Raw genomic sequence first — 15,184 nt, 5'->3', positions numbered from 1 at the left:
AGCTCGCAGAAATGCGGGCTTTTTTTGTTTTGATTATTTTTAGTTATGAAAGAGTTTTTTGTATACGCAATCAAGAGCCTTCATAGAAATTACATATATGTTGGGATGACAAATAACCTCGAGAGACGAATTCAAGAACATAACTCAGGTAAAGGTAGATCAACAAAACCCTATGCTCCATTTAGATTGATTTTTTCAGAAAAAGTTTCCTGCCGAGAGGATGCTAGAAAAAGAGAAAAATATCTCAAAAGTGGTTGTGGAAAAGAATTTTTGAAAAAATTAGAGAGTAAGGATTTTTAGTGAATCCAAGTCAAAAAAGCGCCAATTCCAACTAATATATTTTTGTCCTAATTAATTCTAAATGGTCTCAAACACCAATGAGGTAACACTCGTGCCGGCTTGCGTGCCGAAGGCACGTTCGACCAAACCTGATCAGACAGCCAAATCCGGCCCTACCTGACGGTAGACAGGCCTGGGTACATTAAAAAAGCTCGCAGAAATGCGGGCTTTTTTTGTTTTTGGACTTATAAAATTCAAAACAAAAAAGCTCCTTTTAAAAAGGAGCTTCACATTATTGATCGAGATAAATCACCCCGTAAAATAAGCCTCCAATTCACTCATCATTTCAGACTTTTCATGCAGGTCTCTGATGATTTTGCCTTTTTCCAAAAGTACAATTCGATCACAGATTTCGGTCACATGATTGAGGTCATGAGAGGAAATCAAGAAGGTGATTCGAGATTCTTCTTTTTCCTTCAGGATTAACTTCTTCAGGCGAATCTGAGAACTCGGATCTAGGTTTTCAAAAGGTTCATCCAAAAACACCACTTCAGGCTTTCCTAAAAGTGCAGCGGCAATTCCAACTTTTTTCAAATTACCTTTAGAAAGATCACGGATATATTTTTTCTTCCCTCGAACCTCATCATTGAACAGCTCGGTAAATTTCTCCAAGTGGACTTCCAAATCCGCCTCAGACATACCGTAAATCTTTCTCAAAGTCTGAAAATATTCATCCGGAGTGAGATAGGACAAAAGCATATGCTCATCCAAATAAGCCCCCGTAAACTTTTTCCAATCTTCGGTTTGATTCACTTGATAACCTTCAATAGTCACCTCCCCTTGGGTAGGACGAACCAAATCCAGCATGATTCGAAACAAGGTGGTTTTTCCAGCACCATTATTCCCCACCAATCCAAAACACTCTCCTTTGGGGATTTCCAAAGAATCTACATCTAATACAACCGCTTCCTTGTATTGCTTTTTGAGGTTTTTTACCGTTATCATAGTTCTTGTCTAAATGAAGATGAAATTTCGTATTTGTTTTCATACACACGATTCACATTGATCGCGCTGAGTTTTTTATAAAATAAGATTCCCAAAAGCCCAAAAATCGCAAGGGCAGCCAAACCTGCATATTCATTAATTAGCAAAGCAAAAGGCAGGTAAAAAACATAAGGCAAAATCATCATAGGAATGACCATTAACCACTGAGCTGCACCAACTCCTTCGTAGTTGAACATAGCCCCTTTATTCAAGTCCATTGGTTTGGGCTTCCAAAGTGCCAAATAGATAATCACATGAATCAGAATTCCCACATTAAACAGGAAAGTAGCTGCATGTATCAAAAGAATTTTCCAACCGAAATAGACATATGGTATGGAGGCCAAGAAGCAAATCACAGAAATGGAAATAAACAATAGATACTTCCCTCTTACCAATTGCTCTACCCCATCATTTTTCTGGAGGTAAAAATCAAAATTGCCCGAGTTCCAACTGAGAAATAATTGTCCGTATTGAATCATAAAGATCCCGGTGATGAACACACCAACAAAAATCAACATGAAGCCCATACTTTCATTCTCCATATAGGCTGGCTGAGTATAAAATACCATCCCATAAAGAAGAAAGAATGCTGAGAGCATGAGATAAGTCCGGCTTTTCTTATGGCGTACAATGAGTTTCCATTCGATATTGGCCATCTCTCCTGCCAATCCAAATCGAGAAAAGAAACCAATGGATTGTCCTCTTACGCGACCGTCGTCATCGGAAGAAAGATCTTCTAAGTATGCATTGGCAACGTGGTATCTGTAGCAAAGCCAATAGCTTCCCAAAAAGACTAGGAACAAAACCACCAATGGAATTGGTGAGGATATTGCCATGTCAAAAACAGGTTTGGTCAATTCACCCAAATTGAACCATCCCATGTAGCTTGATCCTCCACCAAGAACCAAAACGGCCATAACAATCAACAAACCCAAGGTAGAATCCTCAAATCGCTGCTTGAACCATAGCATAAACCAGTGCAAAATCCAGCTTGTCAGCACTATTGAACCTATCCAAGTCCAAGCTGCAAGGCTTCCATATTCTGGAACGATAGTCTGCATACTAAATGGCAGGAATAGCAGCAAAGCAATGATATTGATTGGCGAAATAAATGTCCGAACCAGCAACAAATGCATGATTTTGCGCTTTCCTATAGGAAGGTGAAGTAAGCTCTCCAGATCAACTACCGGCAAACTTTGAATAAAATATCGGTAGAGGAATTCCGTCAAAAAGAAGAAAATCAGGAAGCTGTTTAATAAGTCAACAGGATTCTGACCTTCAGCGAAATTTTCAATAATCCTTCCCAAGAATAGGCCAGCCATCAAAACATAACTCAATAATAGGAGTATGATGAATCCAAGGAAAATATTGGTCATTAGGCTTTTTGCGAAAGCCGTAGAACGGACCGATTTCAGGTACTGAAGCCGGATTAATTCAAAAAACATAGGCAGTTGGTTTAATGCTTCCTGATAATTTTGCTTGAAAATAAGGATAAAGCTTACATTTGATCGACTTAATCACCAAAAAATCGGATAAATGCAGGAATTAAGAGATGAAATAGGATTTTTCGATGCTGTAAAAGAGCGGAGATCAGTGAGAATATTCGATCAAGAATCTCCCTTTGACCATGATCAAGTTCAGAAATGTCTGGAGGCAGCCATTCTTTCACCTAATAGCTCCAATCTTCAACTCTACCAATTCATCCGTGTTCCGGAATCATCACCACTCAAAAAGCCATTAGCAGATCTTTGCATGCGGCAAAAGGCAGCCACCACCGCTCGTGAACTCGTGGTCATGATCACTCGAAGAGACCTTTGGAAATCTCGGGCTGAGGCGAATTATAAATACCTCAGTGAATCCGTTCAAAATCAATCAGAAAAAAAGGTAAAACAGGCCAGTAACTATTACAAAAACCTCATCCCAAAACTTTTCGGAAAATATCCGGGCTGGACTCTAATCAAGAAAATCATTGCTTGGTGGGTGGGTTTGCGTCGCCCGATGGTCCGTGAAGTAGGAGAAACTGAAGTTCGGATTTCTGTTCATAAAAGCGCAGCCTTAGCTGCCATGACTTTTATGCTAGGTATGAAAGCGGTGGGCTATGATACCTGCCCGATGGAAGGGTTTGATTCCAAGCGGGTGAAAAAGCTTCTTGATTTACCAGCAGAAGCTGAAATCTGCATGATAATAGGATGCGGCAAAGGCCTTCCGGAAGGGATTTATGGCCCTAGGTTTCGGGTACCTAGCTCGGAGCTTATAGTCAAGAAGTAAAACTAAAGCACGGTAGTATGGGTCAATCCGAGCTGAATCGAGGACCCTTCGACTCCGCTCGGACTGACTATTACCAATTGCCCCCCTTTTTTCAAGGATTCAATCGAGCAAGAATATCTTTAGCTTGATGCCATTGTAGACGCGGGCCGAATTGACTTACAATCTGGGAACTTGCCATAGAAGCTAATTTTCCACTCGATGCATAACTGTGGCCATTGGTGATACCATACAAGAATGCTCCTGCGAACATATCTCCTGCACCATTACTATCAATCGCAGTGGTTTTATATGGTTCGATATCAATGAAGGTATCTCCATCAAAGATCATCGCTCCGTTTTTTCCTTGAGTAATCACAAAATGTTTCGCCGCTTTCTTCATCTCTTCCCGAGCTTCTGCAAGATTGCTTTTCCCGGTATACAAAAGCGCTTCTTCTTCATTCGCAAAAAGTAAATCCACACTTGGTCCGATTACATCATCAAAGTTCTCCTTGAAGTATTTAACCATCGCAGGATCAGAAAATGTCATGGCAACCTTAGTGCCGCCTTCTTCAGCAATTTTTTTAGCATGCATCATGGCCTCTTTCCCATTTGGGGAAGTCACCAAATATCCTTCGATGAATAGATACTGAGAATCTTTGATTGCCGACTCGTGTATATCTTTAATGGAAAAATTTTGAGTAATTCCCAAAAAGGTATTCATAGTCCTTTCGGAATCTTCGGTTACCATTACTAGGCATTTTCCAGTTACTCCATTTTCCAAGCGCTCTGGAACCAAGGCGATATCCACACCCGAATCAATCAAATCCTGAAGGTAAAAATGGCCAAGTTCGTCATTGGCAACTCGGAAACAGTAGAAGGATTTTCCTCCAAACTGGCTTACCGCCACAACGGTATTAGCAGCTGATCCACCGGCTTGTTTCTTCGCTTCGGCATGATTAATCGCCTTCATTAGGTGATTTTGTCTATCCTCATCCACCAAAGTCATCAAGCCCTTTTCAACTCCATTATCAGCAAAAAACTGATCTGTGACTTTGAATTCAATATCTACTAAGGCATTTCCTATGCCTGTTACGTCGTATTTTTTCATTTTTTAATAGTTGGAAAGTTGTAATGTGTAAAGGTTATAAAGTTGGTTCACTTCATTATTCGAAATTCAGCATTCGATATTCGATATTAAAACTTCAAGCCCTAAAGATATCGATTGAGGTTCTCATAAGCCTCGTAAATCGTCCTTCGTAAATCGTCAATCGAAAATCGGATGTCTTTCAAACGGCTTTTCCCTATCAAACAAATATCGATAGGTATGATGGGTTTTGTAAATATCAGCCAATAGCTGTTCGCAAACACGCATCATCTTAGGATTGAAATCACCAATCCAGTTCATTTCTATGGTTTTGTAAGGGAATTTTGGATCATTACTCATCTTATCATAAGAAATTATCATCGCACTTTCTACTCCTTTACCCTGATGTTCTGGAACTACTCCAAATACTAAACCCAGCATTTTATTAGGTGGAGAAAAGGTCTTGTACCAAAGGAACTTCAGCTTTCCGATCAGATCCATTTTCCCATTGACATGCTTGAAAATTTGATTAATCTCCGGAATATTAATAAAGAAAGAAACAGGCTCTCCTTTATAAAATCCAAAATAAATCAGCCTTGGATCGATAATGGGCTTCATTTTCCCAAACATGATTTGAGCTTCCTTCAAGCTGAGGGATTTGCCTAGATGCCTTGCCCAAGCCTTGTTGTAAACGTTCATAAAGTACTCGGGAGCTTTCTCCTTCAACTCCTTTCCTTTGATATATCGAAATGAATAATCTGGATTTGCGATTATCTGATTGGCCCGCTTGATCATCTTTTCATCAAAGCGCAATTCCTGAACGGGTCGCATGTAGGTAAACTGCTTGAAATAAAGCTTAAAACCGTAATCCTCGAAGAACTTCTGATAATACTTGAAGTTCCACGGCATGTTATAATTGGGTTCAGAAAACCCATCAACAAGCAAGCCCCACCACTTATCACGCTCCCCAAAATTAATCGGACCATCCATAGCCTCCATTCCTTCACTTTGGAGCCAATCTTTGGCAACATCAAATAGCATGAAAGCAGCTTCCTCGTTGTCGATGCATTCAAAAAAACCTATTCCGCCAGTCGGTTGCTTTTCCTTCATTTTAGGATTGATAAAGGCAGCAATACGACCGATAGTTTGACCCTTATCCTCCTGAAGTAACCATCGCTTAGCTTTTGCTCCCCGACGAAAAAGCTTATTTGTATCTGGGTGGAAAAGTCCTTCAATATCTTTATCGAGCGGTCGGATCCAGTTTTTCTCGTTTTTGTATAACCTTACCGCCATCTCAATGAATTCCTTTTGATGGGCAGGTGTGGTAACTTCAATCAATTTCATTGGGGGAGAATTTTAGTGGGCAAAATTAACCCAAGGTTCTGAAATGGCAATAATTATCGCTTCGGGGCTAAATTTGGATAGTCCGTGATTATTCCATCGACTCCCAAATCCAATAATCTCTCCATCTGCTCTTTGGTGTTAACAGTCCAAGGAACAACCTTCATCCCTTTTTGGTGCAAGGATTCTACAATCTCCTTATCCAAGGCTAAAAAATAAGGAGAATAGAATTCAGGAACGAACCCCAATTCATCCAAATCCTGTTGATATCGACTTGCATTTTCCACCAACATAGCCAAGGGAACTTCTGGATATTTTTCATGAATATACTTCAACACCCGTAAGTCAAACGATTGGATATTTACCCGCTCCCAGCCAATTAATTCAGAGATTAATTTGACTACAAGATCCGAAAATTCTGCTACCCCGGGATGATATACCCCATCTCCTTCAGGACTACTTTTGATCTCAATATTGTAGCGTGGTGCCGGCAAACCCATGTCTTTTGCATACTTTTCTGCTACTTCAAAGACATCCCGCAGCAAAGGTTTGGTAGCAAAAAATTTAACCTGCTGCGGGAATCCCGGATGAACTTTACTTCCACAGTCATAGGCTAAAACTTCAGCATAAGTCATTTGGTAAATGTTATGTGAATGATCATCCATGGGAATTTCATCTCTATTTGGGGTCAAACAAATGACTGGATTCATGAAAGGTTCATGCGAAAGAATCACTTGGCCATCCTTCGTTACTGCCAAATCCATTTCCAAAGTCATTACTCCCAAATCCATCGCTTTAATCATAGCTGGGATCGTATTTTCTGGCATCAATCCCCTGCTGCCACGGTGACCCTGGAGATCATAGGAAAACTGAGCAATCACGGAAAGAGGGAAGACCATCAAAAGTCCTAAGAGTATATTTTTCAAAAGCTTCAGTTTAATAGTCATGTAAACTTAATTTCTTAATAAAAAAGACCCATTCATATTATTCTGCGTTCTAAACATACTTTCTTGCGCTGACCGTAAAGCATCCACCGACCCATTAGGATTTGCATTAAATCCCATTGACCTTATATTTCGGCTAGTTGTGGAGCCCCCGGAATTGATGGCAGGGTTACTTGAGTTTGAATAATCGGGAATGTAATCTTGTTGGTCAATAATTTTCCCTTCATAGCTATAGAAGTACCACAAACCGATCCGATCAGTGCCTACCATTCTCCCAGCTGCTGTAACTCGATCTGATTTTGGAAAATAAAAGTACCAGTCACCCTTTGGTATTCCTTTGGAATATTTCCCTTTAGCTATAATGTGGCCCTCGGCATCATAGAATATTCGCTGCCCGGTTCCTTTTCTCAACTTCCCTCCATTTAATTCATTTTCTCCAACTAAAAATGGACCCACAGACACCAATTCACCCGCTTCAAAAATTTCAACTTGTGAGGTTTCTTCGGATTCATCGATAAGAATCCATTCCCCTTCTTTCAGCCCGTTTAAATAGTTTCCTTTTCTAAAAAAGCCTGAGACAATTTCGACGCGCTCCGTCCATTCACCGGAGGGTAATCCTTCTTTAAAATATCCTTTGAAAACTAATTCTCCATTCTTGTCATAAGAAATCCATTCACCCTCAGGTTTCCCATTCAAAAAATTCCCTCGGACAATCAGCTTCCCCTTTTCATCAAATTCTTCCAAAAGTCCATTTGGGATTCCATCTGAGTAAGTTCCCCTTTCCTGCAAATTTCCATTTTCGAAAAACAAGCGGTAGTTACCGTCCAATTCTCCATTTTGATAGGGAATTTCCCACCTAGCCTTTCCGTCAGGATAATATCCAAAAGCATTGCCTTGCATTAGGCCTTCCATGTAATTGACTTCTATCTTGGTGATTCCGTTCTGATAAAACTCTTCCCAAATCCCTTCTCTTTTCCCATCCAGATAGGCTCCCTGAGCCTTCAACTCGCCATTTTTATAAAATTCCCGAAAATCACCATTTTGTTTTCCATCCACATAAAACGTGATGGATTTAATCTCTCCCGAAGGATAATTTTCTTGATAAAGGCCCTCAGGAAGATCCGCTTTGAAATTAATTTGAAACACAACTCTTTCAGGAGTGAATTTCTCCTCAAAGACCTTCCGGTTTGCTCTTAGCAAATTAGGCGGAGGATTATCGAGAGGATTGTTGGAATAGTAAACCTTCCACAATCCTTCTTTCTTTCCATTAATGATTTCTCCTACGCCCAAAAGATTGGTATTTCCAAAATACAGATAGCTCAATTCAACTGTATCAGGAGCGGAAAAAAGAAAAAATATAGATACAATAAATGACCACATAATGGTTTTTGAAATAGCGAACTAGCTAAAAATAAGACTAGCCAAGAACAACTCCAATAATATTTAAAACTGATTTTTAACTGATTACATCAGCATACAAATCAAACTCTGTCGCATCAGTCACCTTAGCCTGCACAAAATCTCCAACCCTACAATAATATTTCGAAGCATCAATCAATACCTCATTGTCAACCTCCACAGAGTCAAATTCGGTGCGGCCCACGAAATAACCCCCTTCTTTCTTATCGATGAGCACTTTGAAGGTCTTCCCAACTTTCTCCTGATTCAAGTCATAGGAGATTTGCTCCTGAACCTCCATCAAATAATTAGCGCGTTCTTGCTTTTCCTCTTGGGAAAGTTTGTCTTCCATCGAGAACGCATGGGTATTTTCTTCATGGGAATAAGTGAAAACTCCCAAACGCTCAAATTTCATTCGCTCCACAAAGTCCACCATTTCCTGGAATTCCTTTTCTCCCTCTCCTGGGTGTCCGGCGATCAAAGTAGTTCGGATGGCTATTTCAGGAATCATTTCCCGTATTCTATAGATCAATTCCTCCTGCTTTTCTCGGGTAGTTCCACGACGCATGGCCTTTAGAACATCTGTAGAGCCATGCTGCAAAGGAATATCCAAGTAATTACAAATATTGGAACGCTCCTTCATCACTTCAATGACATCCATCGGAAAACCCGTAGGATAAGCATAATGCAATCGAATCCAGTCGATTCCCTCTACATCAGAAAGTTGTCGAAGCAGCTCTGCCAGATTTCTCTTTTTATACAAATCCAAACCATAATAGGTTGAATCCTGTGCGATCAGTAATAATTCCTTCGTACCATTTGCAGCCTTATGTTGTGCTTCTTTGACCAATTCCTCAATTGGTCGAGAGATATGACCTCCCCGCATCAAAGGAATAGCACAGAAAGAACAAGGACGGTCACATCCTTCAGAGATCTTCATGTAGGCATAATGCGCATTATGAGTGAGCAATCGCTCACCTACCAACTCATGCTTGTAATCAGCCTTGAATTTTTTCAGAATGGCTGGCAAATCCCTTGTCCCAAAAAATGCATCGACCTGGGGAATTTCTTTTTCCAAATCATCTTTGTAGCGCTGAGAAAGACAACCTGTCACATAGACTTTATCTACCAAGCCTTGCTCCTTAGCATCAACATATTGCAAAATCGTATCGATAGACTCCTGCTTGGCATTGTCAATAAAGCCACAAGTATTGATGATAATGATGTTATTATCATCAGCATTGGACTCAAGACTGGCGTCAATTCCATTCCCCTTGAGTTGGGTCAACAAAACTTCTGAATCCACCAGGTTTTTGGAGCAACCCATGGTGATGATATTGACTTTGTCTTTCTTTAATGTTCTCGCTTTCACAGAATTCGCTTCGATTTGGGAGTGCAAAGGTAGTTAAAATTGAGTTGGAAAGTTATTAATGTTGGAAAGTTGAAAGGTGAAGAATCCAACTTTCCAACCTTACCCCTTTTGAAATTTAGTCCTTTTCCAACCTCCAATCCTCTTGTAATTCGGTATCCCATAAAAACAAACCAAATGGAGGGGCCGTGGGAATTTTTTCCCAGCTATAACGAGGATTTTCCAAGCGCTTTTTCAATTCATCTAATTCCCATTCACCCATTCCAATCTTCCAAATTGATTGCATCATTTTGCGAACTTGATGATAGAGAAAACCTGTTCCAATCACCTCCATCATATAAACCCTTTGACCTAAATCAACCCAAGGAGTATCCTTAGCGGGTTGAATATCGCATTGGAGGATGGTTCTCGAATAATCGGATTTGGTATCTGAAGGAGTACAAAAGGCATAAAAATCATGAGTCCCCATAAAGCTTTTTGCTGCCAATCTCATTTTCTCAATATCAATTTCTGAAAATAAGGAAACAAGGAAACTCGATGAGAAAGGATGAGGGTTAGTGTCATCCGTAAAAAAGTAGCGGTAGGTTTTCATTCTGGAAGCCTGAATCAAATTAAACTCAGGGCTACAAAGCCCCTTGAAAGCAATTTGTATTTCTCCTCCCAAATAGGAATTGATCAAAGGAACTTTTCCCTTTAAATCAGAAGGCTCTTTTAGGAACAGTTGGAAATAAGCTTTTCTGCAACTTACTCCAGAGTCCGTACGGCTTGCTCCTAGTAACTTAAAATCTTCATGACCTAAAACGTACCGGAAAACCCGCTCCAACTTACCCTGAATGGTTGGCTGTCCTTTTTGGATAGCCCAGCCCTTGTAGCGGGCACCGTAGTAGGAAATTGAAAAAAGGTAAATAAAGGAATTGGTCTGCACGTTTGAATTTACTCAAAAAAGCATGCTAAGATCAAAATCGAAATGGATATTAGCCTAACAAATTCTTGTTAACCCAATCCACTTCTTCTTGGCGAATGGTATGCATGGAGTCGTGGAATGATGCAAGAGTAACATCTGCCCCCATTCTTGTCAACAAGTCCGCTGACTCCTGCATTCTGCTTAACGGAACATGCATGTCCTGCTTGCTTCCAGAAATCAAAATTGTTGTTCCCTGGAAATCGCCTGAATATTTGGAAGGGTTGAGCTTTTCACCAATAAGCCCTCCAGTAAAAGCAACAACTCCTGCAAATTTCTGAGCATTCTTTGCTGCAAATTCCAAACTTAAACAGGCTCCTTGGGAAAATCCCAAAATCAAAATATCAGAAGGAGAAACGCCAGCCTGGGTTAAATAACCAAACGCGTCCTGTATTTTAGAAAGGGATTCTTCCAATTTAGGCTGATTACTTTCATCTGGAGCCATAAAACTGAAAGGATACCAAGTATGATTGGAAGCTTGAGGAGCAACCAAAGCATACTCATCCAAATTCAAATAAGATTGTAAAGAAAGGATGCTTTCAGCAGATGCGCCCCTTCCATGAATCAAAATAGCAGCTTTTCCACCTTGGTTAGGTTTCTCCCCAGCAAAAATCATATTAGACATACTTTTCTAAGTTTACTTCGACTTCAGGAAGCAATTGCTCAATGCGTGGACGAGATGACTCAGCCCATTCCGGTAATTTCAACAATTCACCAAGTCTTTCTTCTTCCTCATCAATAGCAAATCCGGGCTCATCAGTAGCAATCTCAAAAAGGACTCCACCTGGCTCTCTGAAGTATATACTTTTAAAATAATTTCGGTCTCGAACTTCCGTCACCCCATAACCATGCTGCATCAAAATCCGCTGCATTTCCAATTGTGAGTCTTCATTTGCAGTTCGGAATGCTATATGATGAACCGTCCCAGCGCTTTGCATTCCTCGGTTACCACTTTTATCAATTCTAATATCTACAATATCTCCTGGTTTTCCTTCCGTTCCATATCGATACCGGTCACCTTCCTGTCCAATGAAATGATAATTCATATGATCCATCAAAAGAATCTCTGTCAAATCCTTGGCTCTTAAGTTCAAGGTAGCTCCATAGAAACCTTTGATTGAATGCTCCGCCGGGATATGACCTTGAGGCCAACCTTCCCTATCATCTTGATCATTTGCAATCAGCTCCAACCCCATTCCATCATGGTCTTCAAATCGAATAAATTGATCTCCAAAGCGAGTCTGAACATCAGAAACAGGAATACCAAATTTTCGCAAACGGTCTATCCAGAATTCAAGAGAATTCTTACCAATGGAAAAAGCGGTATAGGTCAGCTCACCAGTACCTTTTACACCCCGTCTTGCCCCTTTGAAAGGGAAAGTGGTAAATACAGTACCAGGACGACCCAATTCATCACCAAAGTAAAAATGATAAACATCCGGCGCATCAAAATTGATGGTTTTTTTCACCAAACGTAACCCCAATACGCCAGTGTAGAAATCGATATTTTTTTGAGGATCACCAGCGATCGCTGTGATATGATGGATACCTGTGATTAGTACTTTCATGGTTTTAGGGGTTAATTTTTAAGGCAACCTTTGGGGAATTATCCCCAAAGGTTGAAGTTATTTATTATGCCTGCTTTACAAGCTGAATGTTCAAGTGTAAGCGAACCTGATCACTTACGACTACAGAACCTGCTTCAGTGACTGCGGACCAAGCCAAACCAAACTCTTTTCGGTTGATTTTACCTTCGATTTCAAAACCAGCTTTTGTTTGACCGTATGGATCGGCTACAACACCACCAAAATCCACGTCCAACTCAACTTGCTTTTTGGTACCTCTCATTTCCAATTCACCCACCAACTTATAGTCTCCAGACTGCTTGCTAACCTTACCTTCGAAAGAAAGTTTTGGATGGTTTTCAGCATCAAAGAAATCAGCAGACTTCAAGTGATTATCTCGATCAGTCTGATTGGTGTCAATGCTATCGATAGCAGCAGAGAAAGAAACAGAAGCTCCATCAAAGTCGTCTGAAGTGCTCTCGGCAGAACCTTCAAATGAGCGGAAGAAACCTGTAACTGTAGAGATCACCAAGTGCTTTACTTTAAATGATACTTCAGAGTGTGTTGGGTCGATAGTCCATTTTGTAGTACTCATAGTTGTGTTTGTTTAGTAAGTAATTGATTAAATTGTTTTAACATTATTTGTATATACATTTATTATTTGAAATTTTTTTACCCCCGCATCTTATCAAGCAGATCATTGAGCTGGGCAACCTCTTCTTCATTCAAATGAATCAATGTACGATTGGATTCCTCTACTTTGACCTCCAACTCTTTGAGGAGATTCAAACCTTTTTCGGAAATTACCACATCCACTTGTCTTCTATCGGTAGGACATTCTTCTCTAATAAGCAGCCCTTTGGTTTTCAGCTTTTCAACAAGCCTTGACGCATTTGACATTTTATTTAACATCCGATCTTGAATAGAAGAGACTGTAGTAGGTTGCCCATTTTGTCCTCTCAAGATGCGTAACACGTTATATTGCTCAGGAGAAATATCGTATGGCTTGAAAAGGGAGTTTTGGATAGTCACTAAATAACTGTGCGTATAAAGCAAGTTGACCACAGCCTTATTGTAAGGATCTTTAAATTCCTTCTGTCTTATAGCATCTTCTATCTTTCCCATTTTATTTACAAATGAATTTAATGTATATACATACAAATGTATGAGAAAGTTTCCGACTTTTGAAAAAATTTGAATTTATTTTTCATCTTGGTGAAGATTTAAATCCTTTTAAGCAACTGATTCCAAAGTAAATCCTGAATGAATTTTCTAATTTACCTAGTTCTGTAAAATCAGGAATTCCAACACTAGCACTGTCTGGATTGTGAAAATGATTTTTTCTAAATGTGAAAATATTTTCATGTCAGAATAAGCCTAAATGAATCATTAAGGCTATTTATTGGATTTTTTGATGAGTTTTTGATGTAGACAAATTCTCACTCTGATGAATTGTTGTAGAACATCATTTTTTGGGAAATTATAAAGAGTCTGAGACATTAGAAAAAAATTTAAATTCTATGAAAAACAATTTTCCCAAAATCATTGCGGTATTATCGCTTTTAGCTTTGACTTGGGCCTGTGACAACGGGTTTTCAGATGTGCCGGTGGTGGACACTCCACCGAAGATCACACTAGGTGCAATTACCGGTGGATTGACAGAAGGTGAGGATTTTAAAATCAATGTCACTTTAGACGACGGGGTAGACAATGGTGCGATCAGTTCCCTTTCTACTTTAGATTATGTAATTACCAGTGGTGGTGCTACTGCAGCGTCAGGAACGGAAGCTCTCACTGGAGATAAGCAAACTGTTACAATTACTGTAGCAGGAGGTTTTGAGCCAGGAGACTACAACTTAGACGTTACTGCCAAAGACAGCAATGGAAATGCCGAATCCACGAACCTTTCATTTACAGTTGCATCAGCAAAACCTGCTTTTGACATCACGGGAACTTGGCTAGTAGAACCAGTTGCTGGATCTTTAGCAGTTGGTCCAGGTCCTGGAAACGGAGAATGGTTTTCTATTTCAGCAAGTGATGTCATTACACGAGCTTGTTTCTATGACGACACATATACTTTTGGAGCAGACGGCTCTTTCGTAATTGATTTAGGGGATGCCACCTGGCTAGAGCCTTGGCAAGGTGTAGATACCGACAGATGTGGAACTCCAGTAGCTCCGTATAATGGAGGTACTTATCAATATACTTACACTAGTACCTCCTTAACCGTAATCGGAGAAGGTGCTTACTTAGGGCTTCCTAAAGTAAATAACGCTGGTGAAGTTTCTCAAGGTGCTTCTATCCCTGATCAAATCACTTATTCCATCATTGATCCAGTAGTAGATGGAAATACAAGACGAATGACTCTTCGAATCGAAGCTGGTTCAGGAGTATGGTGGGATTTTAAATTGATCTCTGGTGAAATCGGCTCTGGAGGAAATGAAACTACTTCTATTGTTGGAAATTGGAAAATGGAGCCTGTTGCTGGTGCATTTAGTGTTGGGCCAACAGAGGGAAGTACAGAATGGTTTTCTTCAAGTGCAGATGACGTAAGTGCCCGTGCTTGCTTCTTTGACGATGTATATACCTTTGCGGAAGACGGAGCTTATTCCTACAACATGGGAGATCAAACTTGGCTAGAGGAATGGCAGGGCGGATCTCCTTCTTGTGGTACTCCAGTAGCACCATTCGATGGTAGCGGAAGCTACACATATACATTTGATGGATCTTCTCTTACACTTAGTGGAGTAGGTGCTCATATTGCTTTGCCGAAAGTTGGTAATGCTGGTGAGTTGCCTAATGTATCCGTACCGGAAAGCATTACATACAAGGTGGTGAGTCTGACTGAGCAAGACGATATTAAGAAGATGACTCTTCATATAGAGGCAGGTACCGGTGTTTGGTGGACCTTTAAGCTGATTTCTGAATAATTTTTTTTCACCCGATGGTCTT

The 15,184-nt window shown here is 40.2% G+C and carries 15 protein-coding genes; 3 read left to right on the top strand and 12 right to left on the bottom strand.

From position 1 onward, the window contains the following. Nucleotides 1-45 precede the first annotated feature (45 nt). Nucleotides 46-300: a GIY-YIG nuclease family protein gene (locus NY014_RS14315; protein WP_259415238.1), complete on the top strand. Its 255-nt coding sequence runs from the start codon at nucleotides 46-48 to the stop codon at nucleotides 298-300. Nucleotides 301-588: 288 nt separating this feature from the next. On the opposite strand, the gene NY014_RS14310 is transcribed toward NY014_RS14315, so the two are convergent. Beyond that, complete coding sequence (locus tag NY014_RS14310) at nucleotides 589-1,284, bottom strand: ABC transporter ATP-binding protein (RefSeq protein WP_259415237.1); 696 nt, start codon at nucleotides 1,282-1,284, stop codon at nucleotides 589-591. After that, on the bottom strand, nucleotides 1,281-2,768 hold the full coding sequence (locus NY014_RS14305; protein WP_259415236.1) for a DUF5687 family protein: 1,488 nt from the start codon (nucleotides 2,766-2,768) through the stop codon (nucleotides 1,281-1,283). Before NY014_RS14305 ends, NY014_RS14310 begins: the two co-directional genes overlap by 4 nt. Nucleotides 2,769-2,859: 91 nt before the next feature. On the opposite strand from NY014_RS14305, the gene NY014_RS14300 reads away from it, so the two are divergent. Then, nucleotides 2,860-3,591 (top strand): nitroreductase family protein, encoded by a 732-nt coding sequence (locus NY014_RS14300; RefSeq protein ID WP_259415235.1) that lies wholly within the window; start codon nucleotides 2,860-2,862, stop codon nucleotides 3,589-3,591. A 91-nt stretch (nucleotides 3,592-3,682) separates the two neighbouring features. Here the strand turns inward: NY014_RS14300 and NY014_RS14295 are convergent, their stop codons facing one another. The 10 genes from NY014_RS14295 to NY014_RS14250 all read right to left on the bottom strand — a co-directional run bounded on the left by NY014_RS14295 (nucleotide 3,683) and on the right by NY014_RS14250 (nucleotide 13,357). Further along, nucleotides 3,683-4,678 (bottom strand): adenosine kinase, encoded by a 996-nt coding sequence (locus NY014_RS14295; protein WP_259415234.1) that lies wholly within the window; start codon nucleotides 4,676-4,678, stop codon nucleotides 3,683-3,685. Nucleotides 4,679-4,834: 156 nt separating this feature from the next. Next, nucleotides 4,835-5,998 carry a hypothetical protein gene (locus tag NY014_RS14290; RefSeq protein ID WP_259415233.1) on the bottom strand — a complete coding sequence of 388 codons (1,164 nt, stop codon included), beginning with the start codon at nucleotides 5,996-5,998 and terminating at the stop codon, nucleotides 4,835-4,837. A gap of 53 nt (nucleotides 5,999-6,051) precedes the next feature. Then, nucleotides 6,052-6,942: a glycerophosphodiester phosphodiesterase gene (locus NY014_RS14285; RefSeq protein ID WP_259415232.1), complete on the bottom strand. Its 891-nt coding sequence runs from the start codon at nucleotides 6,940-6,942 to the stop codon at nucleotides 6,052-6,054. Nucleotides 6,943-6,948: 6 nt separating this feature from the next. After that, a complete protein-coding gene (locus tag NY014_RS14280; RefSeq protein WP_259415231.1) occupies nucleotides 6,949-8,319 on the bottom strand; it encodes a toxin-antitoxin system YwqK family antitoxin in 1,371 nt (456 codons plus the stop codon). A 76-nt stretch (nucleotides 8,320-8,395) separates the two neighbouring features. Beyond that, a complete protein-coding gene (gene rimO / locus NY014_RS14275) occupies nucleotides 8,396-9,709 on the bottom strand; it encodes a 30S ribosomal protein S12 methylthiotransferase RimO (RefSeq protein WP_259415230.1) in 1,314 nt (437 codons plus the stop codon). Between the two features lie 115 nt (nucleotides 9,710-9,824). Continuing rightward, nucleotides 9,825-10,631: a pseudouridine synthase family protein gene (locus tag NY014_RS16415; RefSeq protein WP_259415229.1), complete on the bottom strand. Its 807-nt coding sequence runs from the start codon at nucleotides 10,629-10,631 to the stop codon at nucleotides 9,825-9,827. 49 nt (nucleotides 10,632-10,680) lie between these two features. Beyond that, on the bottom strand, nucleotides 10,681-11,292 hold the full coding sequence (locus tag NY014_RS14265; RefSeq protein ID WP_259415228.1) for an alpha/beta hydrolase: 612 nt from the start codon (nucleotides 11,290-11,292) through the stop codon (nucleotides 10,681-10,683). Beyond that, complete coding sequence (locus tag NY014_RS14260; RefSeq protein WP_259415227.1) at nucleotides 11,285-12,235, bottom strand: VOC family protein; 951 nt, start codon at nucleotides 12,233-12,235, stop codon at nucleotides 11,285-11,287. The genes NY014_RS14265 and NY014_RS14260 overlap by 8 nt, the downstream gene beginning before the upstream one ends. Nucleotides 12,236-12,299: 64 nt before the next feature. Then, nucleotides 12,300-12,827: a YceI family protein gene (locus NY014_RS14255; RefSeq protein WP_259415226.1), complete on the bottom strand. Its 528-nt coding sequence runs from the start codon at nucleotides 12,825-12,827 to the stop codon at nucleotides 12,300-12,302. A gap of 77 nt (nucleotides 12,828-12,904) precedes the next feature. After that, nucleotides 12,905-13,357 (bottom strand): MarR family winged helix-turn-helix transcriptional regulator, encoded by a 453-nt coding sequence (locus NY014_RS14250; RefSeq protein ID WP_259415225.1) that lies wholly within the window; start codon nucleotides 13,355-13,357, stop codon nucleotides 12,905-12,907. Between the two features lie 395 nt (nucleotides 13,358-13,752). Here NY014_RS14250 and NY014_RS14245 point away from each other — a divergent pair, with 395 nt between their 5' ends. Then, the gene (locus NY014_RS14245; RefSeq protein WP_259415224.1) at nucleotides 13,753-15,162 is read left to right on the top strand and encodes a hypothetical protein; all 1,410 of its coding nucleotides are present in this window, start codon (nucleotides 13,753-13,755) and stop codon (nucleotides 15,160-15,162) included. Nucleotides 15,163-15,184: the final 22 nt, after the last annotated feature.

It is taken from the genome of Algoriphagus limi (assembly GCF_024919275.1).
In the GTDB taxonomy this organism is placed as follows: Bacteria; Bacteroidota; Bacteroidia; order Cytophagales; family Cyclobacteriaceae; genus Algoriphagus; species Algoriphagus limi.
Note: the sequence above shows the minus strand (reverse complement) of the source record. Positions and strands in the feature narration are given on the sequence as shown.

Coding starts and splice junctions, on each gene's coding strand:
- NY014_RS14315 (WP_259415238.1), top strand. CDS start 46: ATGAAAGAGTTTTTTGTATACGCAATCAAGAGCCTTCATAGAAATTAC.
- NY014_RS14310 (WP_259415237.1), bottom strand. CDS start 1,284: ATGATAACGGTAAAAAACCTCAAAAAGCAATACAAGGAAGCGGTTGTA.
- NY014_RS14305 (WP_259415236.1), bottom strand. CDS start 2,768: ATGTTTTTTGAATTAATCCGGCTTCAGTACCTGAAATCGGTCCGTTCT.
- NY014_RS14300 (WP_259415235.1), top strand. CDS start 2,860: ATGCAGGAATTAAGAGATGAAATAGGATTTTTCGATGCTGTAAAAGAG.
- NY014_RS14295 (WP_259415234.1), bottom strand. CDS start 4,678: ATGAAAAAATACGACGTAACAGGCATAGGAAATGCCTTAGTAGATATT.
- NY014_RS14290 (WP_259415233.1), bottom strand. CDS start 5,998: ATGAAATTGATTGAAGTTACCACACCTGCCCATCAAAAGGAATTCATT.
- NY014_RS14285 (WP_259415232.1), bottom strand. CDS start 6,942: ATGACTATTAAACTGAAGCTTTTGAAAAATATACTCTTAGGACTTTTG.
- NY014_RS14280 (WP_259415231.1), bottom strand. CDS start 8,319: ATGTGGTCATTTATTGTATCTATATTTTTTCTTTTTTCCGCTCCTGAT.
- NY014_RS14265 (WP_259415228.1), bottom strand. CDS start 11,292: ATGTCTAATATGATTTTTGCTGGGGAGAAACCTAACCAAGGTGGAAAA.
- NY014_RS14260 (WP_259415227.1), bottom strand. CDS start 12,235: ATGAAAGTACTAATCACAGGTATCCATCATATCACAGCGATCGCTGGT.
- NY014_RS14255 (WP_259415226.1), bottom strand. CDS start 12,827: ATGAGTACTACAAAATGGACTATCGACCCAACACACTCTGAAGTATCA.
- NY014_RS14250 (WP_259415225.1), bottom strand. CDS start 13,357: ATGGGAAAGATAGAAGATGCTATAAGACAGAAGGAATTTAAAGATCCT.
- NY014_RS14245 (WP_259415224.1), top strand. CDS start 13,753: ATGAAAAACAATTTTCCCAAAATCATTGCGGTATTATCGCTTTTAGCT.